This window comes from Sorangium sp. So ce887 (assembly GCF_051521455.1).
Lineage (GTDB): Bacteria > Myxococcota_A > Polyangia > Polyangiales > Polyangiaceae > Sorangium.
This window is the reverse complement of the sequence record NZ_CP150354.1, coordinates 10,992,369-11,015,949: the sequence shown is the minus strand read 5'-3', so window position 1 is coordinate 11,015,949 and position 23,581 is coordinate 10,992,369. Positions and strand designations below refer to the sequence as shown.

At 68.5% G+C, this 23,581-nt stretch carries 32 protein-coding genes and 1 pseudogene; 24 read left to right on the top strand and 9 right to left on the bottom strand.

Features of this window, described 5'->3' with window-relative positions:
* Positions 1-6: 6 nt before the first annotated feature.
* On the top strand, positions 7-507 hold the full coding sequence (locus WMF36_RS41305) for a hypothetical protein (protein ID WP_437576313.1): 501 nt from the start codon (positions 7-9) through the stop codon (positions 505-507).
* Between the two features lie 131 nt (positions 508-638).
* Here the strand turns inward: WMF36_RS41305 and WMF36_RS41300 are convergent, their stop codons facing one another.
* From WMF36_RS41300 to WMF36_RS41285, 4 genes are all read right to left on the bottom strand, one after another.
* Positions 639-821, bottom strand: a complete 183-nt coding sequence (locus WMF36_RS41300) for a hypothetical protein (RefSeq protein ID WP_437576312.1) — start codon at positions 819-821, stop codon at positions 639-641.
* Between the two features lie 306 nt (positions 822-1,127).
* Positions 1,128-1,433: a hypothetical protein gene (locus WMF36_RS41295; protein WP_129579885.1), complete on the bottom strand. Its 306-nt coding sequence runs from the start codon at positions 1,431-1,433 to the stop codon at positions 1,128-1,130.
* Between the two features lie 428 nt (positions 1,434-1,861).
* Positions 1,862-3,145, bottom strand: coding sequence for a penicillin-binding transpeptidase domain-containing protein (locus WMF36_RS41290; RefSeq protein WP_437576311.1), 1,284 nt, complete (start codon positions 3,143-3,145; stop codon positions 1,862-1,864).
* A 183-nt stretch (positions 3,146-3,328) separates the two neighbouring features.
* A complete protein-coding gene (locus WMF36_RS41285; protein ID WP_437576310.1) occupies positions 3,329-4,834 on the bottom strand; it encodes a porin in 1,506 nt (501 codons plus the stop codon).
* 488 nt (positions 4,835-5,322) lie between these two features.
* Between WMF36_RS41285 and WMF36_RS41280 the strand changes: the two genes are divergently transcribed.
* Positions 5,323-6,417: a PhoH family protein gene (locus tag WMF36_RS41280; protein WP_437576309.1), complete on the top strand. Its 1,095-nt coding sequence runs from the start codon at positions 5,323-5,325 to the stop codon at positions 6,415-6,417.
* Between the two features lie 55 nt (positions 6,418-6,472).
* On the opposite strand, the gene WMF36_RS41275 is transcribed toward WMF36_RS41280, so the two are convergent.
* Positions 6,473-7,099: a hypothetical protein gene (locus WMF36_RS41275; RefSeq protein ID WP_437576308.1), complete on the bottom strand. Its 627-nt coding sequence runs from the start codon at positions 7,097-7,099 to the stop codon at positions 6,473-6,475.
* A gap of 80 nt (positions 7,100-7,179) precedes the next feature.
* On the bottom strand, positions 7,180-7,845 hold the full coding sequence (locus WMF36_RS41270; protein WP_437576307.1) for a class I SAM-dependent methyltransferase: 666 nt from the start codon (positions 7,843-7,845) through the stop codon (positions 7,180-7,182).
* A 1,406-nt stretch (positions 7,846-9,251) separates the two neighbouring features.
* Here WMF36_RS41270 and WMF36_RS41265 point away from each other — a divergent pair.
* Positions 9,252-9,827, top strand: a complete 576-nt coding sequence (locus WMF36_RS41265) for a hypothetical protein (RefSeq protein ID WP_437576306.1) — start codon at positions 9,252-9,254, stop codon at positions 9,825-9,827.
* Between the two features lie 92 nt (positions 9,828-9,919).
* On the opposite strand, the gene WMF36_RS41260 is transcribed toward WMF36_RS41265, so the two are convergent.
* From WMF36_RS41260 to WMF36_RS41250, 3 genes are all read right to left on the bottom strand, one after another.
* A complete protein-coding gene (locus WMF36_RS41260; protein WP_437576305.1) occupies positions 9,920-11,347 on the bottom strand; it encodes a hypothetical protein in 1,428 nt (475 codons plus the stop codon).
* A 229-nt stretch (positions 11,348-11,576) separates the two neighbouring features.
* A complete protein-coding gene (locus WMF36_RS41255; RefSeq protein ID WP_437576304.1) occupies positions 11,577-12,410 on the bottom strand; it encodes an SUMF1/EgtB/PvdO family nonheme iron enzyme in 834 nt (277 codons plus the stop codon).
* 385 nt (positions 12,411-12,795) lie between these two features.
* A complete protein-coding gene (locus WMF36_RS41250; RefSeq protein WP_437582025.1) occupies positions 12,796-13,524 on the bottom strand; it encodes a hypothetical protein in 729 nt (242 codons plus the stop codon).
* Between the two features lie 196 nt (positions 13,525-13,720).
* Here WMF36_RS41250 and WMF36_RS41245 point away from each other — a divergent pair, with 196 nt between their 5' ends.
* The 21 genes and pseudogenes from WMF36_RS41245 to rpsM all read left to right on the top strand — a co-directional run bounded on the left by WMF36_RS41245 (position 13,721) and on the right by rpsM (position 23,566).
* Entirely contained in the window at positions 13,721-13,858 is a 138-nt protein-coding gene (locus tag WMF36_RS41245; protein WP_437576303.1) for a hypothetical protein, read from the top strand.
* Positions 13,859-14,190: 332 nt separating this feature from the next.
* A complete protein-coding gene (rplV, locus tag WMF36_RS41240) occupies positions 14,191-14,529 on the top strand; it encodes a 50S ribosomal protein L22 (protein WP_012240567.1) in 339 nt (112 codons plus the stop codon).
* 17 nt (positions 14,530-14,546) lie between these two features.
* Complete coding sequence (gene rpsC, locus WMF36_RS41235) at positions 14,547-15,239, top strand: 30S ribosomal protein S3 (RefSeq protein ID WP_437482396.1); 693 nt, start codon at positions 14,547-14,549, stop codon at positions 15,237-15,239.
* Between the two features lie 12 nt (positions 15,240-15,251).
* Positions 15,252-15,665, top strand: coding sequence for a 50S ribosomal protein L16 (rplP, locus tag WMF36_RS41230; RefSeq protein WP_437482393.1), 414 nt, complete (start codon positions 15,252-15,254; stop codon positions 15,663-15,665).
* 8 nt (positions 15,666-15,673) lie between these two features.
* Positions 15,674-15,877 (top strand): 50S ribosomal protein L29, encoded by a 204-nt coding sequence (rpmC, locus tag WMF36_RS41225; protein WP_437482390.1) that lies wholly within the window; start codon positions 15,674-15,676, stop codon positions 15,875-15,877.
* 2 nt (positions 15,878-15,879) lie between these two features.
* The gene (gene rpsQ, locus WMF36_RS41220) at positions 15,880-16,230 is read left to right on the top strand and encodes a 30S ribosomal protein S17 (RefSeq protein WP_437576302.1); all 351 of its coding nucleotides are present in this window, start codon (positions 15,880-15,882) and stop codon (positions 16,228-16,230) included.
* Positions 16,231-16,234: 4 nt separating this feature from the next.
* A complete protein-coding gene (gene rplN, locus WMF36_RS41215) occupies positions 16,235-16,603 on the top strand; it encodes a 50S ribosomal protein L14 (protein WP_020740977.1) in 369 nt (122 codons plus the stop codon).
* Positions 16,603-16,920, top strand: coding sequence for a 50S ribosomal protein L24 (gene rplX / locus WMF36_RS41210; protein WP_437576301.1), 318 nt, complete (start codon positions 16,603-16,605; stop codon positions 16,918-16,920). Before rplN ends, rplX begins: the two co-directional genes overlap by 1 nt.
* A gap of 2 nt (positions 16,921-16,922) precedes the next feature.
* Entirely contained in the window at positions 16,923-17,651 is a 729-nt protein-coding gene (rplE, locus tag WMF36_RS41205) for a 50S ribosomal protein L5 (RefSeq protein WP_437576300.1), read from the top strand.
* Positions 17,652-17,661: 10 nt separating this feature from the next.
* Positions 17,662-17,847 carry a type Z 30S ribosomal protein S14 gene (locus WMF36_RS41200; protein ID WP_437482379.1) on the top strand — a complete coding sequence of 62 codons (186 nt, stop codon included), beginning with the start codon at positions 17,662-17,664 and terminating at the stop codon, positions 17,845-17,847.
* Between the two features lie 4 nt (positions 17,848-17,851).
* Positions 17,852-18,247, top strand: a complete 396-nt coding sequence (gene rpsH, locus WMF36_RS41195; RefSeq protein WP_437482376.1) for a 30S ribosomal protein S8 — start codon at positions 17,852-17,854, stop codon at positions 18,245-18,247.
* Complete coding sequence (gene rplF / locus WMF36_RS41190; RefSeq protein WP_437582024.1) at positions 18,247-18,876, top strand: 50S ribosomal protein L6; 630 nt, start codon at positions 18,247-18,249, stop codon at positions 18,874-18,876. Before rpsH ends, rplF begins: the two co-directional genes overlap by 1 nt.
* 47 nt (positions 18,877-18,923) lie before the next feature.
* Positions 18,924-19,283: a 50S ribosomal protein L18 gene (rplR, locus tag WMF36_RS41185; RefSeq protein ID WP_437482370.1), complete on the top strand. Its 360-nt coding sequence runs from the start codon at positions 18,924-18,926 to the stop codon at positions 19,281-19,283.
* 81 nt (positions 19,284-19,364) lie between these two features.
* Positions 19,365-19,844 (top strand): annotated as a pseudogene (gene rpsE, locus WMF36_RS41180) (30S ribosomal protein S5); the annotation flags it as partial.
* 134 nt (positions 19,845-19,978) lie between these two features.
* Positions 19,979-20,182 (top strand): 50S ribosomal protein L30, encoded by a 204-nt coding sequence (rpmD, locus tag WMF36_RS41175; RefSeq protein ID WP_020740970.1) that lies wholly within the window; start codon positions 19,979-19,981, stop codon positions 20,180-20,182.
* A gap of 50 nt (positions 20,183-20,232) precedes the next feature.
* Positions 20,233-20,724, top strand: a complete 492-nt coding sequence (gene rplO, locus WMF36_RS41170) for a 50S ribosomal protein L15 (protein WP_437576299.1) — start codon at positions 20,233-20,235, stop codon at positions 20,722-20,724.
* A 44-nt stretch (positions 20,725-20,768) separates the two neighbouring features.
* Positions 20,769-22,097: a preprotein translocase subunit SecY gene (gene secY, locus WMF36_RS41165; RefSeq protein ID WP_437576298.1), complete on the top strand. Its 1,329-nt coding sequence runs from the start codon at positions 20,769-20,771 to the stop codon at positions 22,095-22,097.
* A 10-nt stretch (positions 22,098-22,107) separates the two neighbouring features.
* Positions 22,108-22,749: an adenylate kinase gene (locus WMF36_RS41160; protein WP_437576297.1), complete on the top strand. Its 642-nt coding sequence runs from the start codon at positions 22,108-22,110 to the stop codon at positions 22,747-22,749.
* On the top strand, positions 22,746-22,997 hold the full coding sequence (infA, locus tag WMF36_RS41155; protein WP_104985813.1) for a translation initiation factor IF-1: 252 nt from the start codon (positions 22,746-22,748) through the stop codon (positions 22,995-22,997). Before WMF36_RS41160 ends, infA begins: the two co-directional genes overlap by 4 nt.
* Before the next feature lie 28 nt (positions 22,998-23,025).
* Positions 23,026-23,142 carry a 50S ribosomal protein L36 gene (rpmJ, locus tag WMF36_RS41150; protein WP_012240549.1) on the top strand — a complete coding sequence of 39 codons (117 nt, stop codon included), beginning with the start codon at positions 23,026-23,028 and terminating at the stop codon, positions 23,140-23,142.
* A 43-nt stretch (positions 23,143-23,185) separates the two neighbouring features.
* Positions 23,186-23,566, top strand: coding sequence for a 30S ribosomal protein S13 (rpsM, locus tag WMF36_RS41145; RefSeq protein WP_437576296.1), 381 nt, complete (start codon positions 23,186-23,188; stop codon positions 23,564-23,566).
* The last annotated feature ends 15 nt before the right edge of the window (positions 23,567-23,581 follow it).

Genomic DNA, 23,581 nt, shown 5'->3' with positions numbered 1-23,581 from the left:
TCGGCCATGCGCCGCTTCCTCCTCGCCCTGAGCCTCGTCCACCTCGCCGGCTGCGGCATCGTCCCGAGCAGCTCCCAGCGCCTCACCGAGGCGGCGCTCGAGATGAACACGGCGGCCCGGTTCGGCCGCATGGATGTCGCGCTCGAGCGCGTCGGGTCGAAGGCGCGCCAGGACTTCATGAGCCGCCACGCCGACTGGGGCACGCGCCTCCGGGTCGTCGACGTGGAGTTCGGCGGCTTCGAGATGACCCAGCGCGACGAGGCCGAGGTCTACCTCGATGTCCTCTGGCTGCGGAACGACGAGGCCACGGTCCGCACCACCCGGGTCGCGCAGCGCTGGCGCGACGAGCGAGGCCACTGGGAGCTGGTCGGCGAGGAGCGACGAGACGGCGACACCGGGCTGCTCGGCGAGCCCCCGCCGAAGGAGAAGGCAGCCGGCGAGGCGGCGAGCGACCCGGGCCGGCAACCCGGCCTGAGCCTTCACACGCGTGTCATTCGTGATGAGTGAGCGCCGCCGCTGGACCGGGCGACTCTAGGCCGCGCGCAGGGTCAGCGCGGCGCGGGCGGGACGTCGGGGATCGCTCGGGCCGCTCCGCAGCGGCGGCCCCGCGTGTGGCCGGCGAACCGGCCATGCACCCGTCAGGAAGCCGGGGAAGGGCTCGCGGGAGCGGCGGCGCCCTTGGAGGCGCGGGGCTTCTTCGCCTTGCCGGCGACCTCGGTCGTGGCCCGCGACAGCTTGCTGCGCTTGGCGCGCTGCTTCTTGGCCGTCTGCGCCTTGCGGCGCTTCATCTTCATCGACTGGCGGCGATCGCGCTTGCCCATCTGCTTCAATCTCCTCACGGTCGGGGCGCGGGCGCGGCATCGTGACGACAGCTCGCCAGGCGAGCCCCATCCTGCACCGGTGGATGGCCTACCGCGGGGCCCCTCAAAGGGAGCGGGACTCTGCCCAAGAGCGAATGGAAGCGCAAGGGGCAATGCGCTCGGAAACGCAGTTCTTGCGCTAGACGAGTGTGCAGTACGGCGCTCTGTCAGGCCGTCCGTTTGCAAGCCCTAGTTCGCAGGGCTCAGGGGCTGCGGGCGTCACATCGGGCGCGGGATTCGCGCGGCTCCCGGCGCATCCGGCAGCGCTCAGCCGCCGACCGCGCCGTCCAGCGCGACCTCGCGGCCGCGCACCTCGAGGCGGTACCGGGAGTTCACGGTCTCTATGTAGAAGACTTCGCGCCCGGCGAGACGCAACACGCGCTTGACCGGCGTCGTCACGTATTCATGCATTCCGTCGGAGAACTCGATGACGATGACCGAGCCTTTCCGTGGTGCACGGACGAGCCGGCCAACGACTGCGCGCGATCCCCGGCCGAGCTTGCGGAGCACAACCTGCACAACAGAGATGCTAGCACGCAGATCTCGGCCGAGCACAAGCTGCACAAGCAGCACCTCTCGCAACTAGGTCCCACCCTGGCCCAGGGTGTCCGGCTGCATCGGAGCGGCCCGGACCTTCGCACCGCGGACGGCGAGCAGGTGGTGGGGGGCCGGCCCTGGGCGGAAAAGTTCTATAAATCGATCGTCCTCGCGGGCGTACAACGGTCCTGCAGACCCTGCCGGCCGTCGAGCAGGCACATCGACCGCGCGTCCTCATCGCCGGATCGCGATCAGGGCGGAATCCTGGCGAACGATCTCAGCTTCGAGGCAGGGTCGCGCCGCCTACGGGGTGGTCTGCCTGACATCCAGCCCGGTCGGGCCGTGCTGGTGGTCGAGGCGCCTCGGTCCGGGCGCTCTTCGCTGTGCCCGTCCGCTGCTGCGCCGCGTAGCGCGCCAGGTCGGCCTGGCGCACCGCGGCTCAGCGACTCGTCCAGGTGTCCGCGTCATCGCCGGTGGGCGGTCGAGCTGGTCCGGTTGCTCGGATCGGTCACGCCGGGCGCGCCCTTGTCCGCGAAGTAGGTGCGGAGCATGTCGCACGCGACGTTGGTCGCTTTCACTCGCCATTTCGGGGCGTTGGCGACCATCACGGAGATCGCGACCTCCGGTTTGCGGCTCGGGGCGAAGCCGACAAACCAGGTGTAGAAGGGCCCCTCGGGCGCCGGCTTTGTGAGCGTCCCGGTCTTGCCGGCGACGCGGATATCCGGGAGGTAGGCGCGACCGTTGCGATCGTGGAACGAACGGTAGCTCGTGCCGTTATCCACCGTCGCTTCCATCATCGCGGTCACCGCGCTCGCCGTGCTCTCGTCCATCACCCGCTTGAGCACCTGCCGCTCGCTCGCGCCCTGGTAGATCTCGCCGATTTCGTCCTTCACGCTCGACACGACGTGGAGCCGGATCATCTCGCCGCCGTTGGCGACGGTGGTCGCCAGGTTCGCCCCCTGGAACGGCGACAGCGTCGTGTTCCAGAAGCCGGCCGCGGTGCGCGCGAAGCCGAGCTCGTCTTCCGGCAGCGAGATCGTGCTCGCCGCGATCTTGACGTCGAACGGCGTGTCCTGCCCCCATCCGAGCTTCGCGGCCACGGCGCCGAGCTTCTCGTGGTCGAGGTTCTTGGCGGCGAGCCGCGCGAACACCGTGTTGATGCTCCGGCCCATCGCCTGCGTGAGCGTCGCGCAGTACTTGTCGCGTCGTTTGTTGTCGATCATATCGGCCGGCCGGATCGAGTGCTCGCCGCCCGAATAACACTGCTTCGTGCTCGGGCTCAGGCCGGCCTCCATGAGGGCGGTGCCGGTCACGACCTTGAAGATGCTCGCCGACGGCGCGGTGGCCTCGGCGGCGACGTCGTGCAGCGCGCCTTCGTGCACGTAGCTCGCCCAGACGAGCACCTTCCCGGTGCGAATATCGGTCATCACGACCGCGCCCTCCGGGACCTGGCCTGCCCGCAGGAAGCCGATCGCCGCGCGCTGGTACATCGGGTCGAGGGTCAGCTCCGCGACGCGGCCGGTGTGCGCCGGCGCCGTCGGCGGGCTCCTCCGGTCGTCGATGCGCGTGAGGTCAAGGTCCGTGAGCGGCGGCGGCGTCACGGTCCGTGTGATCTTCGGCGCGCCGGCGATCGTCTTCTTGGCGAGCAGCCCTCCGAGCTCTACGTCGTGCTCGCGCAGCATGGGGAGGGTCACGGCCACGAGCCCCACGGCTGCACCGACGGCGATCCACTGACGCATCTCGCGCATGGCCCGACGGGTACCCTGCCGGGGTGTCGTGGGCCAAAATTGAGGCGCGCGATCCAGACGGCGGGCGTCGCGCATCGCGAGGTGTGCGCTGCAGGGGCCCTGCCGGCGCGCTTCGTTGGAGGGCAAACGATCGAGGGCGCGGCCGGGACGTCGGCCACGGCGGGGAGGGCGGCGCCCGGGAGGCTAGAAGGACAGGCCGAGCCGGGCGCTGACCTCGTGCAGCGCGTGCGCCTCGGGATCGGGTTCGCTCAGGGTGTTGCCCGGCACCCGGAGGAGGTTCTCGTTCGAGCCGCTACCCGGCGTCAGGTAGGCGTTGTAATTCACGCCGAGCCGCACGTTTTTCGTGTGCCAGTAGTTGGCGGCGAGGCCGATCTGCATGACCTTGAGGTCGGTGCCCGGCCCATCTTCGGCGCCCGGCGTCTTTGCGTCATACACGCCGCCATTTTCGCGGGACGCGCCGTCGTACGTCGCGTTGATCCCGGCGAGGTGCGCCGCGACCTCGAGCCCCGCCTTCGGCTTCTCGAGCTCCTTCGACAGGTCGACCTTCGTGGGACGCGGGCTGAACCCAGGATCGCCGTTGACGAAGGCGTCGCCCACCGGCCACGCCGAGAGCTGCACGTACCAGCCGAGCCCCTTCACCTGCCCGAGCCGCTCGGTGTTGGTGAGCTGATAACCTTCCACGGCCTCGCGCGTGTTGTTCGCGACGTAGTACGCCTCGGCCCGGAGCTCGGCCATCTTGATGGGCAGCCGGAGCTCGCCGCCGATCGCGTTCTGCGCACCCGACGGGATGACGTGGATCGGCCGCTTCAGGGAGTCCGTGTAGCCGCCGCCCCACAGGGTGTAGCCCTGCCCCGTCCTGATGGGCGAGTAGTCGTAGCTCACGAACTCCTGGTCGCGCTCCCCGTGGCGCGCGCTGATGCCGATCTGCGCCTTGGCGAGCAGCGCCTTCTTGTCGCCGCCGAACGGGCGAGCGAACACGCGGGCGACGAAATCGGGCGGGGCGTCGACGCCCGGCCGGTTCTGCCCGTCGCCGCTGAGCACGCTGACGCCGTAGACGAGCGTCCTGTCAGCGACGTCGCCCCAGATCGTCAGGCCGATGTCCTTGCCCTCGGGGTACACGAAGCTCCGGATCGCGATGTTGCGCTCCAGGAACGTCGAGCTGTTGTCGCTCGTCTGGTTATCCATCGAGAAGAACGTCGTGTACTGCCCGAACATGAAGTTCAGCGCGGGCATGACTGAGTAGTTGATCCAGACGTCGGCGAGCACGGCGTTCGAGGTCGTGCTCTCGATCGCGGCGAAACGCGCGCTCTCGGCCGTCGGCGCCTGGCCGGCCGACGACGCGGAGTTCTGCGTCCTGCCGTTGGTGTTCCCGAGCCCCTGACCGCCGAAATCCACGTCGATGTCAAAGGACCACTTCTTCAGGAACTCGCCGGCCAGCTCCAGCCGCGCGCGGCGGACGAAGAAGCGCGGCTTGAGCGCGCCCCCGCCGCCCGTTGCCGTCACGTCCGACACGCCGCTGCCGAAGCTGCTGTAGAAGTCGAGGTTCATCCTCCCCTTCGGGTACAGCCGGAAGGTGTCGTTGGCGTCCCGCAGGAAGAAGCCGCCGTGCCAGCCGGCCAGCGGCTGCTGCTCCTTCACGACCGCGGCCTCGGCGGTCGGCGCGAACACCTGCGCCGGCGGCGGCGGCACGGCGGCGGCCGCCGCTGCTCCAGGAGGAGGCGGCGGCGGAAGCTGCTCTGCCGGTGGCGGTACCGGATCCGGCGGCGGCGCTGGCGCTGGGGCCGCAGCGGGCGGCGGCACGGCCCCGGCGGGCGGCACCGCGCCAGCGGGCGGTGCCGGGGCTGCGGCGGCCGGGGTCGGCGCTGGAGCCGGTTGCGCTGGGCCCCGGGGCCCAGGCTGTGCTAGCGCCGAAAGGCCCGACAGCGTAACAGTCATGCCCAGCAGCGCCGATGTAGCTAACCTCATGCAGTTCTCCCTGTGCGGGGCTCGCCCGCGCGCCCGATACCACACGCATTTCATCGCGAGATTATGACCAGAACGTTACGATTCTGCGTAGGTCACAGGGCGAGCGGGCAGGACAGTCGCGTGAGAGGTGGGTGTAGTCAAGGGCCCGTTCATGGGAGGACGGCACGTACCGGCGGCGGAGCGCCGGGGCAAAGGCGGGGAAGGATCACGCGATGACGACCAGCGTGCGGATCACGGCGGATGTCGAGGTGCTCGACAACAGCACCTTGGTGGCCCTCGCCGGGCCAGGGAACGAGAATCTCAAGCTCATCGCGCGCACTCTTGGCATCGAGTCGGGCGTTCGAGGCAACACGATCCGGCTCGCCGGGGACGCGGACAAGGTCGCGCTCGCCGAGCGGTGCCTGGCGGAGGCCGCGCAGATGTTGAGGAGCGGCGTGGTCCTCGACCCGCAGGACTACGTCCGCGGGGTGCAGGCGCTCCGGGACGACCCGGGGATGACCCTGCGCGATCTGTTCGAGGACGTCGTCCTCATCTCGGCGCGCCGCCGGCCGATCTCGGCGAAGGGGCTGGCGCAGAAGCGCTATATCCAGGCGATCCGATCGAACGACATGACGTTCGGGATCGGGCCGGCGGGGACGGGCAAGACGTACCTCGCGATGGCCATGGCGGTCCACGCGCTGCTCGAGCGCCGCGTCAAGCGGATCATCCTGACCCGTCCGGCCGTCGAGGCGGGAGAGCGGCTCGGCTTCCTGCCCGGTGATCTCGCCGAGAAGGTGAATCCCTACCTGCGCCCGCTCTACGATGCGCTCCACGACATGATGGACGCGGACAAGGCGCAAGGCCTCGTGACGCGCGGTCAGATCGAGGTCGCCCCGCTCGCCTTCATGCGCGGCCGCACGCTCAACGATTGCTTCGTCATCCTCGACGAGGCGCAGAACGCGACGAGCGACCAGATGCGCATGTTCCTCACGCGCCTCGGCTACGCCTCGCGCGCCGTGGTGACCGGCGACGTCACGCAGGTCGATCTCCCGCACGGCGCGCGCAGCGGCCTCGCCGAGGCGCGCGAGCTGCTCGCGGGGATCGAGGGGATCGCGATCTGCTCGTTCACCGAGGTCGACGTCGTGCGCCACCCGCTCGTGCAGCGGATCATCGTGGCGTACGAGCAGCGGGACGCCGAGGTGGCCCGCCAGCGCGAGGAACGACGGAGCGAGGCGGGTCGCGGCCGCGGCGGCGCCGCCGGCGAGGCCGGGGCTGCACCGCAGGGCCGAGCGGCGGGCGAGTCGGGCGGAGCCGGCGAAGCGCGCTGACGGCGATGCCGCTGGACGAGACGCCGGCGCCGGCGTTCTTGTCCAGCGGAGCTGATCATTTCTTCTTCAGCTCCACGGGGGATTCGCGCACGAGCATGGCGTCGGGTCCGGTCACCCGGAGCCGGCCGTCGATGACGTTCTCCTTCAGCTCGCCGACGAGGATGCCGGTCATCGCGTTCGGCGCGCGCGGGTCTTCGGGGAAGACCGAGGCGCGGACCATGCCGTCCTCGACCTTTCCGACGATCGTCGCGTCGCCGAGCGCGCCCTTCGCGGTGCCCTTCAGCTCACCGCTCGGCTCGATGGTGAGCGTCACCGTTCCTGGGCCGGTGGCCAGCTTGCCGTCGTCCTTCTGGCGCACGGCGTCCTTGACCTTGGGGGGCAGCACGACGCTGCCTTTCTTGGCGTCGTAGCGCCCTTCCCAGGTCCCCTGCCATGCGGGCGCGCCCTTGGGATCGCCCGCGTCTCCCGGCGCGCCTGCGCTCGGCAGCTCCGCGGCGGCCGAGCTGGCCGCGGGCGGCGCGGCCGCCGCGCTCGGCTGGGGTGGCGGGGGCGCTGGTCGCTCCGGTTCGCCCGGGCGCGGCGGGCTTTCCTCGCAGGCCGCGAGGAGGGCGATGGCGAAGGACAGGAGGAGCGCGGGGGCACCGCTGCGCGTCCGGCGGGCTCGTGTTCCGGTGGCGTTCACGCGGACGCTTTTATTACGTGCTGGGCCGGCCGTCCCGTCGATTTGACGGGCCCGCGTCGTCGAGGCGTGGCGCCTCCGGATCAGGAGGCCGTGCGGAACGCCAGGGTCCAGTGCCGGTCGCTCGTCATCTGCGCGCATTCGGGGGGAATCCCGAGCGAGCGCAGGATTTCCCGGACCTCCACGAGCGAGAGCGCGGCGCGCAGCGATGCGTCGAAGAGGGCTCGCTGGTACGCCGTATCGTTCGCTGCATACGTACCGACGAGGGCCGCCACCGACGCCTCGTCGTCCGGACGGACCAGATCTCGCACGAACAGGACCCCGCCGGGTCGGAGGACGCGGAGCATCTCGCGCATGACCCGCATCGGCTCCGGGATATGATGGACGATGCTGTTCGAAAGGACGGCTGAAAACGTCTCGTCCGGTTCGGGCAGCGCCGTGGCGTCCTCGAGGGCGAGCGCGATCGCGCCGGTGAGCCCGGCCTGCTCGACGTGGCGGCGTCCGAGATCGAGCATCGAGGCGGAGAGATCGATCGCCTTGATCCGCGCTGTCGGCATGCGCTTGCAAAGCTCGATGGGCAACAGGCACGTCCCTGTGCCGACGTCGAGGGCGTATGCGAGATCGGGGGCGTGGGAGAGGAGAGCGTCGCAGAACGCCGTGTTCACGGCGGCGTGGTCCATGCTGTCGTAGGCCCGCGCGTCCTCGTCGGTATCCATCACCTCGGGTTCGAGCACGCGTACCAGCGACATGCGCGCATCGTTCTCCGCGGCGGACGCGCATGTCAACGGATTGTCGGCGGCTGGTCAATCTCGTCCGACCGCCGGGCCGGCGTCGACCGGGGCCGGCGTGGATCCTGGGTCGGCGTAGATATGGACAGGAAGGCGTTTGAAGAAGTCGAGGCGGAGCGGGCCGGCTCCCCGCCGTCCCTCCTCCTCCCCCATTGGGGCGGGCGCCAATGTCGTAGAAGACGTGCACCCCGGGGCGCGACCCGCGCGCCGCGCTCGCGAGCACCGGGCCGAAGGCTGAGCTCTCTCGGGAGAGCTCGAGCGGAGAGGCCGAGCACGGCGATGCGCTCTCCTCGGCGCTCTCCTATGTAACGAGAGGTCTGCCGACCGGCCGCGCGTACACGCACCGGTCTGCCGGGCGCGACGGGCTCCAGGTGGCCACCCCACGCCGCCCGGGGGCCGAAGCTGCGGGGGTTAATGTCGAGATCGGTGCTGCGCGAGAGAGCGTGCCTCGGATCGGGGCGGCGCCGACGTGGAGTCGCCAATCCGAAGAGCTCGGCGGGTTGGCTGTCGATCGGGACGCGGCCGAGCACGGGGCCAGCGCTATCTCGCGGAGATGAGCGGATGTCGCGCGAAGAGCAGCGGCTCGCGGCGCGCTGTTGGCGACTTGCTCCGGCGCAGCGGGGCTCGAAGCGGGCGCGCGAGCATAGACGCCGAGGTCGCGCCGCGGGCGGACAGGAAAGGTGGTCTCGGCGAGAGCACGTGGCCCCGGGGACCGTGAGGCGAGGCGCTCACGGGTCGACCGTGGTTCCTCCCCCTCCGGCGCTCATAGCGAAGCTCCCCCGCCGCGCCCCTCCCGCGGGCGGCATCGTATCACGCCCCTGCATAGGTCAGTCGTGCGCCCAGGGCGTGCAATGTAGCCAGGCGCTGGCCGCCTGTGTGTGGTCGCCAGGCGCTCGCACCCGGCTCGGGGCGCTTCAATGATTGGGGTGGGCAGGCCCGGGCCGGGGTCGATGCGCCTCGCCGTTGTGCGCGTGCCCGCATTGCCGCCCGTGACGGGCCTGATCAAGGGAGCGGGGTTGCTTGGTTCTCATACAGTGCTTACCTGACCTGCCGCGAGCACCCGAGACACGCAATGCCGCGGTGCATCGTGAGCGGGGCTGAGGGAATTCGCGGGGCCCGGGCCGTCCTGCGCGGGGGAGGGGTCTCGGCTATCAATCGACGCGCGTGGGGCGCTTCATCGCTCGGCTCGTGTCGAGCAAAGCAGCCCAGCCGTTCGTGGCCGTCCAATGAGCTCTCCGATTGAGCCCGCCCGCAGCGCCTATTGAAAGAAAAGACGGCCGGCTATCCTCAATTCGCTTGACCAGGCAAGTGGCAACGGCATAGTCGTATCCAACCGCCGAGCTGGATTCGGCGACGAGGGAGAGCACATGGCGACCGATGCCTTTTCACAGCAGATTGTAAACCTCGTGCGGAAAATGCCGGACGAGGCGATCCTCGCGCTCGTCAAGAATCAGCTGGGCGCCGTGACGGGGGGAGCGCCGTTGGTTCCGGCTGCGGCTCCGGCGCCGCGTCGCAGCCGTTCGCGCGCCCGCCCTGGAGCGGTCCAGTCCAAACCGTCTTCCGTCGCGGCCAAGCGTGGTGCCGCGCCGAAGCGCCGGCCTGGCCGCCCGCGCAAGTCGCCGGCCGCCTCGGCGGAGCGTCAGGAGACGCTTGACGCGGTCGAGCGCGTCGTCAAGGCGAGCTCGGGCGTCAGCGCGAGCGAGGTGGCGAAGCAGGCGGGTATCCCGCAGACGCGCGCCGCCGCAGCGCTGAAGGAGCTCAAGCTGGAGAAGCGGATCTTCCAGGGGGGCGACCGTCGCTTCGCCCGCTATGCAGGCGACGCGAAGACCGCCGAGCAGGCGAGCGCGAACGCGCGCAAGACCGCGGCGGGACCTGCGCCTGTGAAGAAGCCGAGCGCCAAGGGACGCAAGCGCGTCGCTCAGGCGGCCGCTCCAGCGAAGTAGGTCTGGAGACCACTGCACACGCAGGGGTCAGATGGGATGGAGGCTTTGCTGACGCGCTGCGTTCAGAATGGCTATCCCGTTCGAGACGGAGCTCAGGGCGGGCTCCAGGTGAGCCCGCTGTCCTCGGAGGCCGTGACGTACCATCCGCGACGCGATGTCCCGGTGACGTCTGCCTGGAGGAGCATCAAGAGTCGATTTCCGAAGGAGAGGAGCGCTCCAAGCTCGATACGGCCGCGCTCGCCCGTGTCTTCGCCGATTATCCTGGGGACGTCGTAGATCTTACCTCCTTCCGGCGATTGCGCGATATGGAGCCCCCATCGCGTTGCGGCGCGGGACGTCAGCACCGCCACGACCCCCTCGCGTGTGGGCGCCAGAGCGACAGACCGTTCGTGCGGACCCATCCAGGGGCGAAAAGGCGGCTTCTCGGCGAGGACGCAGGTCCCTTCGAGGGTGCACGTCACGAGCGTGTGCTCTCCGGTTGTGGGTGCGATGACCTCGACCATGATCCGATCGGCTGCACAGCCGACCGCGGCTCCGGGTGCGGCTTTCGCCGGGAGCTTCAGCACGGCTGTCTGCGTCGCCGAGATGGCGACCACGGCGGTCTTGCCTTCCGGCTGAGGCACGAGCTGGATCGACCACCCGGCGAAGTCGCACGCGGGTATCGCGGAGAGCGCGGCCGTAGCCGCTGGGCTCATCGCGAGTCCCTCGATGATCCGGGGCGCGTCGAGCGGCCTCCCCGGTTCGGGGACGGGTCGCGCGAGGAGGCTGCGCCCGCGCACCGACAGGATCGCCGGCGGGCGGCCATACGGCACGGGCAGCGCTTGTTCCTGCGCGGGGAGCTGGACCGGCGGCACCGGCGCGGCTCCGGGCGGCCCCGCATAGACGAGGGTCGCGCGCCGGGGCTTCGGCTCGACGAGCAGCACGGCGCTCTCGGCCGACAGGACCGCAGGTACGGAGCTCACCAGCGGCCGCGCTTCGCGGCCCATCTCGGGCAGCGCGACCGGCGCGGGCGCCGAGAGCTCGTTCGCCTCGAACGGCGCGAAGAAGAGGCTTGGCGGGTCCACCGCGGGCGGCGTCCCTGCAGCGCCGCGCGCGCCCTTCGGGGGAACCTGGCCGCGCGGGCCGGCGGTGAGCACGGTGGCGCCGTCGGCGCCGACCGACCAGGTGGACCACCCCTCACGGAGGCGCCGCAGAGAGCGCCAGGTCCTGCCTGCGTTCTCGGTCACGAGCGCGATCGCCTCGTTCTCGACTTCTCCTGTCACCACCGCACGCTTGTCGTCCAGCACGAACACCCGTCGCCATCGGGTCGAGGACGGCGCGAGCGCCGAGTCGATGCCACGTGCCTGGCCAATGGCGGTGGTCAGCTCATCCGCGGACGCCGCGCCCGGGGGCGGCTGGACGTTGATGGGCTCTGCTCTTTCTTTTTTCCTGCACCCGATCGCCAGGAGGGCGGTCAGGGCGGCAAGGGCGGTCGCGGCGGCGCGGCGCCGCGCCGCCGCGCTCACTCCGGGGTCGAGCATCGGCACTCTCTTCGCTGGTGTCGCCTTGGATTCCTGCGCTGCATCGCCGGGCTGCCGTCGACTCGCGCGCTCGCTCGTGCCGCGCGCGAGCGGCCCAGCCGGAGCGCGGGCCACCGCTCCGCGGCGGGACGCGCGCGGGGCGCACGCCTGGATTCTCCGCCGCATCGCCCCGAGCACCGCGTCCGCCTCGCGGCCGCTCTACCGTCGGCCGCACGCCGTGCGGCCAGCACTAATCAGCCTGCTCCGGATCCATGCAGCACCGGAAGCCGGTCGAGTAGTCGTGGTAGCCGAAGGAGTGCGCGGTTGTCGAGTACTTGCACCCCTCGCCGTTGCGCGTCGTGTCCATGAAATAGCCGCCACGGAAGGTGCCGCGCGGATCATCGACCCACTCGTGGAGGTTGCCGACCATGTCGAACACCCCGTAGCCGTTGGTGCACCCCGCGCGCTCGCCCGTCGGGAGCAACGCGTGGGACAGCTGGTTGATGAGCGGGTTGTTCATCGCCGTCGTCCAGAGCTCCTCGGACTTGATATCGAGCAGCGCCGCGATCTCGGCGACCGGGTGCACCGGTCGCTCGTCGTCGTTGCAGACCCCCAGCTGCCGGCTCGTACCGTAGGGGAAGATCGTGTCCTCGGGGCCTCGGCAGGCGCTCACCCACTCGTCCGATGTGCACAGGCGCTTGCTCGACGCCGCGCACGCCCGCTTCGCCTGCATCCCGCTGATGTAGCCCTGCGGGATGACGCCCGGCCAGGACACGGCGCGGACGCGGCGCTCGCTGCCATCGATCGGATCGAAGGGCGACCAGGGGCGCTCGCCGCTGGGCGTCAGCTCGACCAGAGAGCTCTCCCAGCGGTCGACGCACACGCGATCTTCGACGAGGGCCATCTCGGCCGGACAGCGCGCGCTGTCCGTCGACGAGGACACCTGGGCGGCGCCGGCCTCGGGATCCATCACGGACGCGATCGCGGCGCTGTCCTTGACGGTAGCGAGCGTGCTCCCCTTCGCCTTGATGGGCCGCTCCGTGAGGACGGCGGCGGTTCCTTCGAGCGGCGCTCGCGCCACCACGCGCGGCGTGATCTGCTCCGCTGTCGTCGACCCCGGCGCGCAGCCGGCCGACGCGACGACCAGAAGAAGCAGGGCACCGCTGCGGTATGGACGCGCCCCCGACGAACGCGGAAGGGAAGTTGCCACACGCGGGCGGGAGAGGTCCTTGGCCACGACGGAGCCGAGGATCCCTTCCCGCCATCTTTTTTGCAACCGAATACCGCCCTCAGGGGTCCCCCGAAGGCGCGTACAGGAGAGGGGGCGTACGCCGGGGTGCTAAGGTGGGCGCGAGCTCGGGAGAGGCCCAGAGTTCAGCTGGTGCACGTTGGATGTCGCAGGAAAAGAACCGCGAGAGCAAAGCGGGCCGGGGCCATGTCCTGGCCTCGCCTCCGCGACGGTGACCTGTTCACTCCACGCTGATGACCTCGACGAGGCACCCGTCGTACGCCTGCTGGCAGGTGACGTCGAGGTTGTCGTTCATGCACTCCACGAGCTCCGTATAGCCGGCCTCGCTGATGGGGTTCAGCTGGGCGGCGCACTTCGCCGTGTCGAACGGGTCGGTGCCGCAGGAGCTGGCGATAAGGTCGCAGTCGCCGACGGACTGGCCGGTGCAGGCATTATCGTACATGCGCTCGACGCACGCGTTGACCGGCGGGTCGTCGCACGCGCGCTCCACGCCGATGTCGCTCAGGCAGTCCAGGAGGTCCTCGACGTGGCTCTCGGCGTAGATGGTGAAGGCGCGCTTGCAGACCGCGTAGCCGAAGGGGACCTGGTCGCCGGTGTCGCCGCACTGGCTCGTCGCCCCCTGGGCGGGCGCGATGTTCAGCTCATCGCAGTCGGCGACAGCGACTGCGGCGTCCTCGGCCTCGATGCACGCCCCGCTGCCTCCCTGGCCGCCTTCTCCTCCGTCGCCGCCATCGCCGCCGTCGCCGCCTTCTCCTCCGTCGCCGCCGTCGCCGCCCTGGCCGCCTTCTCCTCCGTCACCTCCGCCGGTGGAGGAGCTGGTGCTGACGCCGGAGCCGGTCGTCTGGTCCACGTCGTTGTCGGTGTCCTCCGTGGCCACGACGCAGCCGCCGTAGAGGGCGGGCAAGATCAGGGTAAGCGCGAGGAAAGAATGGCGATGACGAGCAAGCATGGTCACGTTGCCTCCTACAATGTCAGGGAAGAGCCCCCCGGCCTGGTACGTTCGACTGAGCCTGGTGCTCTCCTATTCCCCTCGCAATCCTGTTCTTCGCCCTGGTCGAGCTGCAGGACGTCGATACGTCGCGGACCCGCCCGGTCCTCGCCGGCTCATGCCGCCGGGGACGGCTTGTTTCATCAGTGTTTCTTCCATGTCAAGAACAAGTTTCGAGACCGTGAGCGACCGCGCCCGCTCCAGGCGGCCGGCCGGGCACGAGGGCGGCGACTGGGCGACGGACGACTGGGCGACGCGCGACGGCGCCCCCGGACGTCCGTTCAGGAAGATCTGAAAAATTGCTCAGGTCGCTCGGGCGTGAGAAACAAATTGAAAGGACGCGGAAGGATCGCGCTTGCGTGCAGAGCTTCCCGTTGGTAATCACCGCGCTCCGTTTTCCCGGGCGATCGGGTGTCCTCCCGGTCTCCCAGTAGAAGAGCCGTAACGGCGCTTCGATCTCAGCTCCGCCCCTTCGGCCGCCGTGGGAACCCCCCCGGTGACGCGAAGGGGGATCACGTCGATGGACGTCGGGTTGAGACCGGAGGCGTACGACGGTGCAACCGGTTCGAAGAGAACCGAAACCCGGTACGGAGTAACTCCGCCCGCCGGTGTCGCGAGGTGTCTCGAATGGTAAGCAAAGCCAGTGCGATGTTTTCGCGGATCGCCCCGCGCAAGGCACGCATGATCGCCGATCTCGTCCGGGGTCGCGACGCGGACGAGGCGATCCAGCTGCTCTCGTTCACGCAGAAGAGCGGCGCCCCCGTCTTGCGGAAGATCATCGAGAGCGCGGTCGCGAACGCCCAGCAGGCGGGCGCCGACATCGATGCGCTCTTCATCAGCAAGGCCACCGTCGACAAGGGGCCCAACAAGTTTAACCGCCGCTGGCGGCCGCGCGCGATGGGCCGTGCGACCCGAATCACCAAGGGCGTGTCGCACATCGTCATCGAAGTCGACGAGAGAAAGTAAGTAGAGGACCTGCCGATATGGGACAAAAGACCCATCCGTATGGCTTCCGCGTCGGTGTCATCAAGACGTGGAGCAGCAAGTGGTACGAGGATGGCGCCGCGTATCAGAAGTGGCTCCACCAGGACATCCGCATCAAGCGCGCGATCAAGCAGTACCTCTACAACGCGAACATCGCCGGCGTGGAGATCGAGCGCGCCGCGAACCGCGCGAAGGTGATCGTCTTCACCGCCCGCCCCGGCATGGTGATCGGCAAGGGCGGCAAGGGGATCGAGACGCTGAAGAGCGGCAACATCGGCACCGCGTCGAAGGGCGAGACCCTCTTCCCCGGCGTGTCCTCGTTCACGGACAACGAGGTGTTCATCGACGTGCAGGAGGTCCGGAAGGCCGAGACCAACGCGCAGCTCGTCGCCGAGAACATCGCGACGCAGCTCGAGCGCCGGATCGCGTTCCGCCGGGCGATGAAGAAGGCGGTGGCCACCGCGATGAAGTTCGGCGCGAAGGGCATCCGCGTGCGCTGCGCCGGCAGGCTCGGCGGCAGCGAGATGAGCCGCGTCGAGACCTACCGCGAGGGTCGGGTGCCGCTGCACACGCTCCGTGCCGACATCGAGTTCGGCCTGGCCGAGGCGAAGACGAAGGTCGGCATCATCGGCGTGAAGGTCTGGATGTTCAAGGGCGAGGTCCTGCAGCGTAAGGCGCGCCGGATCCAGTAGAGGGATTGCAGAATGCTGTCTCCGAAGCGAACCAAGTTCCGCAAGATGCAGAAGGGGAACAACCGCGGCCTCGCCATGACGGGCAGCGACGTCTCCTTCGGCGACTTCGCGCTCCAGTGCGTCGAGCCTGCCCGCGTCACCTCGCGGCAGATCGAGGCGGCTCGTATGGCGATCCAGCGGCACGTGAAGCGCGCGGGCAAGCTCTGGATCCGCATCTTCCCGGACCGTCCGGTGACGAAGAAGCCGCTCGAGGTCCGCATGGGCGGGGGCAAGGGCGCGCCCGAGGAGTGGTGCGCCGTCGTGAAGCCGGGCCGCGTGATGTACGAGATCAGCGGCGTGACCGAGGAGATTGCGAAGGAGGCGTTCCGCCTCGCGTCGCACAAGCTCCCGATGCAATGCAAGTTCCTCGTCCGCGGGCTGACGTGAGGTAGGCGATGAAGGCGAAGGATTTGCGTGAACGCACCACCGAGCACCTGCGCGAGCTCGAGAAGTCGCTGGCGGCGGGCCTGTTCGAGGCGCGGTTCAAGAATTTTACGAATCGGCTGAACGACACGGCGACGATCCGCAAGGCGAAGCGGGATCTCGCGCGGGTGAAGACGATCCTCACGCAGCGCACGCGTGCCGAGGAGAAGGCGTAGCCATGGCGAAGAAGAAGGCAGAGAACCAGCAGCCGGTCGCTGCGGCGCCCGAGCTGGTAGCCGCGGCGCCTGCGCAGGCCGAGACCGAGGCGAAGGCGCACGGCTTCCGGCGCAAGCTGGTCGGCAAGGTGACCAGCGACAAGATGAACAAGACGGTCATCGTCGAGGTCATCCGGAACGCGCTCGACCCTGTGTACAAGAAGTACGTCCGTCAGCGGGAGCGCTACAAGGCGCACGACGAGACGAACCAGTACAAGGTGGGCGATCGCGTCGAGATCACGGAGCACAGGCCGATCTCCCGCGACAAGCGGTGGCTCGTGACCAAGCTCGTTGCCCGGCCGGTGGAGGAGTAACGCCATGATCCAGGTGTCGACGCATCTCGAGGTCGCGGACAACTCCGGCGCCCGAATCGTGAAGTGCATCAAGGTGCTCGGCGGCTCGCGCCGCAAGTACGCCGCCCTCGGCGACGTCATCGTCGTCTCGATCAAGGAGGCGTTGCCGGGGACCAAGGTGAAGAAGGGGGACACGGCGCGCGCCGTCGTCGTCCGCACCGCCCGGGAGTACCTCCGCTCGGACGGCAGCTACATCAAGTTTGATGGGAACAGCGCGGTCCTCATCAACAAGGAGAAGGAGCCGATCGGTACCCGCATCTTCGGGCCGGTCGCTCGCGAGCTGCGCGCGAAGAAGTTCATGAAGATCATCTCGCTCGCGCCGGAGGTCCTCTGATGAAGCGCCTCAGGGTCGGTGACCTCGTGCAGGTCATCAGCGGCAAGGAGCAGGGGAAGCAGGGCCGCATCACCAAGATCCTCGCCGACGAGGAGCGCGTGGTGGTGGAGGGCCTGAACACGGTGACCCGCCATCAGCGGCCCACGCCGCGCAACCAGGAGGGCGGGAAGATCACCAAGGAGGCGCCGATTCACGCCTCGAATGTCATGCCGGTCGATCCGGCGACGGGCAAGCCGACGCGTGTGAAGGTCCGCGTCGGTGAGGACGGCAAGAAGACGCGCGTCGGCAAGAGCGGCAGCGCGATCGGTGTGGGCTAGCCATGGCGGACAAGAAGGACAAGGACAAGGCGGCCAAGGACGGCGGCAAGGGCAAGGATAAGCCCAAGCAGCCGCAGCAGGCCAAGCCGCAGGCGCCCGCCAAGAGCAAGGAAGCCAGGGGCGCCAAGGGCAAAGGCGCGGAGGCCGAGGCCTCTGAGCCGGCCGAGGTGCGCCCGCGCGACCCGAACTACATTCCGCGGCTGCGCGCGCACTACCAGAAGAACGCGACGGCCGCGCTCACGAAGCGGTTCGGCTACAAGAACCCGATGATGGTGCCCCGCCTGCAGAAGGTGGTGCTCAACATGGGGCTCGGCGCCGCGGTGCAGAACCCGAAGATCATCGACTCGGCGGTCGAGGACATGCGGGCGATCTCCGGCCAAAAGCCGGTGGTGACCCGTGCCCGTAAGTCGATCGCGACCTTCAAGCTGCGCGAGAACCTGCCCATCGGGGTGATGGTGACCCTGCGCGCCGAGCGGATGTGGGAGTTCGTGGATCGCCTGATCGCGTTCTCCCTGCCGCGCGTCCGCGACTTCAAGGGCGTCAGCCCGAAGGGGTTCGACGGCAAGGGCAACTTCACGATGGGCCTGCGCGAGCAGATCATCTTCCCCGAGATCGACTACGACAAGATCGATGTCGTGAAGGGGCTCAACATCTCGTTCGTGACCACGGCGAAGACGGACGAAGAAGGACGCGCGCTCCTCACCGAGCTTGGCATCCCGTTCCGGCATTGAGGGATTTTCGATGGCCCGTGCAAAAGAGTTTGCGAAGCTGAACCGTCCGCCGAAGTTTTCTACGCGGCAAAAGAACCGTTGCAAGGTGTGCGGGCGCTCGCGCGCTTACTACCGCGACTTCGAGCTCTGCCGTATCTGCCTTCGGCTGTTCGCGCTCCGTGGTGAGCTCCCTGGTGTGATCAAGGCCAGCTGGTGATTCTATGATGACCGATCCCATCGCCGACATGCTGACCCGCATTCGCAACGCGGCGCTCGCGCGGCACGACCGGACCGAAGTCCCCGCGAGCCGCATCAAGGCTGCGGTTGCGGAGATCCTCAAGTCCGAGGGCTTCATCGCCGACGTGCGCGAGACCGAGGGCGAGGGTCCCAAGAAGCTGACGATCGTGCTCAAGTACGGGCGCGACCGCCAGAGCGCGATCGACGGCGTGCGCCGCGTCTCCCGCCCCGGGCGCCGCGTGTACGTGCGCCACGACAGGATCCCGCGCGTGTTCAGCGGGCTCGGGATCTCGATCCTGAGCACGTCCCGCGGGCTCATGAGCGACAGGGATGCGCGCCGCCTGAAGATGGGCGGCGAGCTGCTCTGCGAGGTGTGGTGATGGAAGCTCAGGCGAACGCAGCCCAGCCCGCGAAGGGCAACGCGAACGGTGACAGCCGGCTCGCGACGAAGACGTCGCGCGTTGGCAAGCGTCCGATCGATCTGCCGAAGGGGGTCACCGCGACCGTCAGCGGCCGGAAGATCGACGTCAAGGGCCCGAAGGGGCAGCTCTCCCGCGCGTTCACCGACAAGGTGGACATCAAGCTCGACGGGGGCAAGCTGCTCGTGAGCTCGGAGGCGCCTGGACGCGACGGATCGCGCCTCCAGGGGCTCACGCGGGCGCTCGTGGCCGCGATGGTGAAGGGCGTCGCCGAGGGGTACGAGCGGACGCTCGAGCTCAAGGGGACCGGCTATCGCGTCGAGCTCAAGGGCACGACGCTGAACTTCGCCCTCGGCTTCTCGCATCCGGTGACCTTCGCGGTGCCGACGGGCCTCACCGCGGCGATCCCGGCGGACTCGAAGGGCACGGTCCTCGTCCTGACGGGTGCGGACAAGGAGCTCATCGGGCAGACGGCCGCTACGATTCGCGGCTTCAGGCCGCCGGAGCCGTACGGCGGCAAGGGCGTGCGTTACCGCGGCGAGCGCGTGCGGGAGAAGGCTGGCAAGGCCGGCAAGGGCGGCAAGAAGTAAAGGCGAGCGGCGGCGGGTACGCCGCTGCACCGAGGGACGAGACGGTCATGGGCATGAAAATCGTCGGTCGGGAGCGCCGGAAGCTCCGCATCCGCAAGAAGGTCGAGGGGACGCCGGAGCGCCCGCGCCTCAGCGTCTTCCGCAGCTCGAAGCACATCTACGCGCAGGTCATCGACGACGTGAGCGGCAAGACCCTCGCCCACGCTTCGACGCTGTCGAAGGATCTGAAGGGCTCCCTCGACGAGGACAACAAGGTCGAGGCGGCGAAGAAGGTCGGGGCGCTGATCGCGAAGATCTGCAAAGAGAAGCAGATCGGCAAGGTGGTCTTCGACCGCAACGGCTATCTGTATCACGGGCGCGTGAGCGCCCTCGCCCAGGCAGCCCGCGAGGCAGGTCTCGATTTCTGACTCCCACAGCCGCTGCCCTGATGGTGAAGGGCGGCGGGCGCGGTCAACTGCCGCGGCGGAGAACGTGATAGAGGACGGGTTATGGCGTTCGATCATGTCGACGAAGAGAAGCTGAAAGAGCGAGTCATCCACATCAACCGCGTCGCCAAGGTCGTCAAGGGCGGCCGGCGTTTCAGCTTCTCGGCGCTGGTCGTGGTGGGCGACGAGGCGGGGCACGTGGGCGTCGGCCTGGGCAAGGCCAACGAGGTGCCGGAGGCCATCCGCAAGGGGAACGATCAGGCTCGCAAGAACCTGTTCCGCATCCCGCTGGACGGTGTGACGATCCCGCACGACTCGTTTGGTCACGTCGGGGCGGGCAAGGTCCTGCTGAAGCCGGCCAGCCCTGGGACGGGCGTCATCGCCGGCGGCGCGGTTCGCGCTGTTGTCGAGTCGGCCGGGATCCACGACGTGCTGTCGAAGTCGCTCGGCACGAGCAACCCGCACAACGTCGTGCACGCGACCGTCGCGGCGCTCCGCGGGCTGAAGAGCCCGGAGAGCGTCGCCGGGAAGCGGTCGATGCAGCTCGACTCGCTCGACTACCAGCGTCGCGGCGGTACGAACACCGCGGGTCGCCGACGCGTGAGCGTGGCGCCCCCCGGGCCGGGCGGCGCACCGCAGCCGCAGGCGCAGGGCGGTGGTGGCGAAGGAGGCTCGCAGTGAAGCTCCGCGTACGCCAGAAGGCCAGCAACATCGGCCAGGTCGAGCACACCCGCAAGGTCATCAAGGGCCTCGGCCTGCGCGGGCCGGGGTCCGAGGTGGTCGTCGCGAACACGCCCTCGTTCCGTGGCATGGTGAAGAAGATCCTCCACCTCGTCGAGGTGGAGGAGGTCGCCGACGAGGCAGCCTCCCCGAAGTCCTGAGAAGCGAGATCGTCATTCCAGCGGAGTTGCCGCGTACGGAAGTGTGAAACATGGACATCCTTTCTAAGCTCCAAGCCCCTGAAGGCGCCGTAACCAAGAGGCTCCGCGTTGGCCGCGGCGTGGGGTCGGGCGTCGGCAAGACGTCTGGCCGCGGACAAAAAGGGCAGAAGGCTCGGGCGGGCGGCAACATCAACAAGAAGCACTTCCAGGGTGGACAGACGCCGATCCAGCGTCGCCTCCCGAAGCGTGGCTTCCGGAATCCGCTCGCGGACATTGTGGTCAACGTCAACGTCGGCGCTCTCGAGGTGTTCGACGACGGCGTTCAGGTCGATCTGGTCGCGCTCCATGCGACCCGCCTCGTGCAGGGTCGGTTCGACGTCCTGAAGATCCTCGGCAGCGGTGAGCTCACGAAGAAGCTCACGGTGATCGCGCATCGCTTCTCCAAGGGAGCGATCGAGAAGATCGAGAAGGCGGGGGGCAAGGCGGTCGTGCTCGCGTCGCCCGCGTCCCAGGACAACGCGACGGACTCCTCGTCCTCGTAGCCAGCGCGCAGGCGCACCCCTCAAGCCGGAGTCCAGGATCGCCTATGGCCAGCCTCGCGGGAATCACCAACTTCCACAAGATCCCGGAGCTCCGGCGACGCGTGATCTTCACGCTGGTGATGCTCGCGGTCTACCGGGTCGGCGTCTTCGTGACGACCCCGGGTGTGGACCGGAACGCGATGCGACAGTACGTCGCGAAGCAGTCCGGCGGGCTCGTCGGCTTCCTGAATATGTTCTCCGGCGGAGCCCTGGAGAACCTGTCGATCTTCGCGCTTGGGATCATGCCGTACATCTCGGCATCGATCATCATGCAGCTCATGGGCATGGTGTACAAGCCCATCGACGAGCTGCGGAAAGAGGGCGAGCAGGGGCGTCGCCGGCTCGATCAGTACACGCGTTACGGCACGGTCGCCCTCTCGCTGTTCCAGTCCTTCTCGATCGCGAAGATGCTGGAAGGCCTGTCGAGCAGCGAGACGGGCGCCGGCATCGTGAACCACCCTGGCATCGGCTTCCAGCTGATGACGGTCATCACGCTGACGACCGGGACCGCGTTCCTGATGTGGATCGGCGAGCAGATCACCGAGCGCGGCGTCTCGAACGGCGTCTCGCTCCTGATCTTCGCGAGCATCATCACCAGCATCCCCGGGGAGATCGGCAACTACTTCGCGCAGAACGCCGGCGATCTCCAGCCGCTGTCGATGGCCGCGATCGCCGCGTTCATCGTGCTCGTCATCGGGGTCATCGCGTTCTTCGAGAACGGCAGGCGTCAGATCCCGATCGTGTACTCGCGGCGCCAGGTCGGCCGCCGCGTCTATGGCGGGCAGACGGCCCACCTGCCGCTCAAGGTGAACACCGCGGGTACCATCCCCCCCATCTTCGCGTCGTCGCTGCTGATGTTCCCGCAGACGCTCGCGAACATGAACGTGCCCGGAGCCGAGCAGATCCAGGCGATCATCAACCGGGGGGACTGGGTCTTCAACACCGGTTACGCGCTGCTCATCATCTTCTTCTGCTTCTTCTACACGAACGTGACGTTCCAGCCGGTGGACGTCGCCGAGAACCTGAAGAAGCAGCAGGCAAACATCCCCGGGATCCGGCCAGGCAAGCAGACGGCGGACTACATCCACCGGGTGATCCAGCGGATCACCGTGGGCGGCGCGCTCTACGTCGCCGCGGTGTGCGTGGTTCCCTCGATCGTCGGCAACCTGCTGCGTATCCCCTTCGGCTTCGGCGGCACGTCGCTCATGATCGTCGTGGGCGTCGCGCTCGACACGGTGAACCAGCTGGAGGCGCACCTGATCACGCGGAGCTACGAGGGGCTGACGGGCCCCGGTGCCACCCGTATCCGGGGCCGCAGGCTCCCGGAAGCGTGATGGAGGGCAAATGATCTTGGTTCTGGTGGGGCCTCCTGGAGCTGGGAAGGGTACGCAGGCGAAGCTGCTGTGCGCACGCTTCGGTATCCCGCAGATCTCGACCGGCGACATGCTGCGTGAGGCGAAGCGGGTGGGTACGCTGGAGAAGCGTTACCTGGACATCATGGACTCTGGCGGGCTCCTGCCAGATGAGGCCGTCATCGGCCTCATCGCTCAGCGGACGGCCGAGCCCGACTGCGGTGCCGGTTTCCTTCTGGACGGATTTCCCAGGACTGTGCCCCAGGCGAACGCGCTCGACGAGCTCCTCGCCAGTCAGGGCGGCAGGCGGATTGACGCGGTGCTCCAGCTGGACGTTCCGCGCCCTCTGCTGGAGGAACGGTTGATCCATCGCCGGACTGACAAACGCAGTGGACAGATATATCATCTCGTTTATAATCCGCCGCCCCCCGGTGCGGAGCTAGAGCATCGGGCCGATGATCGGCCCGAGGCTGTTACCAAGCGTCTCGATGCCTACGAGGCGATGACGGCTGCCCTGCTTCCGTTCTACGAACAGAAGCAGCTGCTGCGTCGCGTCGATGGGGTCGGGAAGCCAGACGAAGTTACGCACAGGGTACTGTCGGCCATCGGCCGATCGGGCTCGGGTGGAGAATGAGGCGTACTAAACAGACCAGACCGCCGAAAGAACCGAAGGGCGACAAGCTCGAGTTCGACGGCGTGGTTCAAGAAGCCCTGCCGAACGCCATGTTTCGCGTGAAGGCGGACAATGGCCTGGGCGTCCTCGCGACCATCAGCGGCCGGATGCGGCAGTATTACATCAAGATTCTGCCGGGCGACCGCGTGACCGTCGAGGTCTCGCCGTACGACCCGAGCCGGGGCCGGATCACATACCGGCATAAATAACGTATTCTGAGGAATCTGGAGGCTCCCCGTGAAGGTGCGCCCGAGCGTCAAGAAGATCTGCGACAAGTGCAAGGTGGTGCGGCGGCGTGGTGTCGTTCGGATCATCTGCGAGAACCCCCGCCACAAGCAGCGCCAGGGGAACTAGCTCTTTCGGCGGAAGCCCGCCCCCGTTTCGGTTTGGAGTAACCATGGCTCGTATCGCTGGTGTCGATCTCCCGCGTCGGAAGCATGTCGCCTACGCCCTGCCGTACCTCTACGGCATCGGGCGGACTCTCTCGTTGCGAATCTGCGAGAGGACCAACATCCCGCAGGACAAGCGGGTCGAGGAGCTCAGCGACGCTGAGGTGAAGGCGATCCGCGACCTCTTGGACGCCGAGTACAAGGTCGAGGGCGACCTGCGGCGCGAGGTGCAGCTCAACATCAAGCGGCTCATGGACCTCGGCTGCTACCGCGGGCTTCGCCACCGGCGCGGCCTCCCGGCGAACGGGCAGAGGACGCACACGAACGCGCGCACCCGGAAGGGTCCGCGCAAGGGCATGTTGCAGCGGCGTCCGGCCGCGGCCAAGTGACGAGCGGGGATTAGG

What these genes read in the sequence shown, in the direction of transcription:
- WMF36_RS41160 (WP_437576297.1), top strand. Translation starts at nt 22,108, where the DNA reads ATGATCTTGGTTCTGGTGGGGCCTCCTGGAGCTGGGAAGGGTACGCAG.
- infA (WP_104985813.1), top strand. Translation starts at nt 22,746, where the DNA reads ATGAGGCGTACTAAACAGACCAGACCGCCGAAAGAACCGAAGGGCGAC.
- WMF36_RS41270 (WP_437576307.1), bottom strand. Translation starts at nt 7,845, where the DNA reads ATGTCGCTGGTACGCGTGCTCGAACCCGAGGTGATGGATACCGACGAG.
- rplP (WP_437482393.1), top strand. Translation starts at nt 15,252, where the DNA reads ATGCTGTCTCCGAAGCGAACCAAGTTCCGCAAGATGCAGAAGGGGAAC.
- rplN (WP_020740977.1), top strand. Translation starts at nt 16,235, where the DNA reads ATGATCCAGGTGTCGACGCATCTCGAGGTCGCGGACAACTCCGGCGCC.
- secY (WP_437576298.1), top strand. Translation starts at nt 20,769, where the DNA reads ATGGCCAGCCTCGCGGGAATCACCAACTTCCACAAGATCCCGGAGCTC.
- rplE (WP_437576300.1), top strand. Translation starts at nt 16,923, where the DNA reads ATGGCGGACAAGAAGGACAAGGACAAGGCGGCCAAGGACGGCGGCAAG.
- rplR (WP_437482370.1), top strand. Translation starts at nt 18,924, where the DNA reads ATGGGCATGAAAATCGTCGGTCGGGAGCGCCGGAAGCTCCGCATCCGC.
- rplF (WP_437582024.1), top strand. Translation starts at nt 18,247, where the DNA reads ATGGAAGCTCAGGCGAACGCAGCCCAGCCCGCGAAGGGCAACGCGAAC.
- rplO (WP_437576299.1), top strand. Translation starts at nt 20,233, where the DNA reads ATGGACATCCTTTCTAAGCTCCAAGCCCCTGAAGGCGCCGTAACCAAG.
- rpsC (WP_437482396.1), top strand. Translation starts at nt 14,547, where the DNA reads ATGGGACAAAAGACCCATCCGTATGGCTTCCGCGTCGGTGTCATCAAG.
- rplV (WP_012240567.1), top strand. Translation starts at nt 14,191, where the DNA reads ATGGTAAGCAAAGCCAGTGCGATGTTTTCGCGGATCGCCCCGCGCAAG.
- WMF36_RS41260 (WP_437576305.1), bottom strand. Translation starts at nt 11,347, where the DNA reads ATGCTCGACCCCGGAGTGAGCGCGGCGGCGCGGCGCCGCGCCGCCGCG.
- rplX (WP_437576301.1), top strand. Translation starts at nt 16,603, where the DNA reads ATGAAGCGCCTCAGGGTCGGTGACCTCGTGCAGGTCATCAGCGGCAAG.
- rpmC (WP_437482390.1), top strand. Translation starts at nt 15,674, where the DNA reads ATGAAGGCGAAGGATTTGCGTGAACGCACCACCGAGCACCTGCGCGAG.
- WMF36_RS41200 (WP_437482379.1), top strand. Translation starts at nt 17,662, where the DNA reads ATGGCCCGTGCAAAAGAGTTTGCGAAGCTGAACCGTCCGCCGAAGTTT.
- WMF36_RS41300 (WP_437576312.1), bottom strand. Translation starts at nt 821, where the DNA reads ATGGGCAAGCGCGATCGCCGCCAGTCGATGAAGATGAAGCGCCGCAAG.
- rpsH (WP_437482376.1), top strand. Translation starts at nt 17,852, where the DNA reads ATGATGACCGATCCCATCGCCGACATGCTGACCCGCATTCGCAACGCG.
- WMF36_RS41250 (WP_437582025.1), bottom strand. Translation starts at nt 13,524, where the DNA reads ATGCTTGCTCGTCATCGCCATTCTTTCCTCGCGCTTACCCTGATCTTG.
- rpsQ (WP_437576302.1), top strand. Translation starts at nt 15,880, where the DNA reads ATGGCGAAGAAGAAGGCAGAGAACCAGCAGCCGGTCGCTGCGGCGCCC.
- WMF36_RS41290 (WP_437576311.1), bottom strand. Translation starts at nt 3,145, where the DNA reads ATGCGCGAGATGCGTCAGTGGATCGCCGTCGGTGCAGCCGTGGGGCTC.
- WMF36_RS41265 (WP_437576306.1), top strand. Translation starts at nt 9,252, where the DNA reads ATGGCGACCGATGCCTTTTCACAGCAGATTGTAAACCTCGTGCGGAAA.
- WMF36_RS41280 (WP_437576309.1), top strand. Translation starts at nt 5,323, where the DNA reads ATGACGACCAGCGTGCGGATCACGGCGGATGTCGAGGTGCTCGACAAC.
- rpsM (WP_437576296.1), top strand. Translation starts at nt 23,186, where the DNA reads ATGGCTCGTATCGCTGGTGTCGATCTCCCGCGTCGGAAGCATGTCGCC.
- WMF36_RS41245 (WP_437576303.1), top strand. Translation starts at nt 13,721, where the DNA reads ATGTCAAGAACAAGTTTCGAGACCGTGAGCGACCGCGCCCGCTCCAGG.
- WMF36_RS41305 (WP_437576313.1), top strand. Translation starts at nt 7, where the DNA reads ATGCGCCGCTTCCTCCTCGCCCTGAGCCTCGTCCACCTCGCCGGCTGC.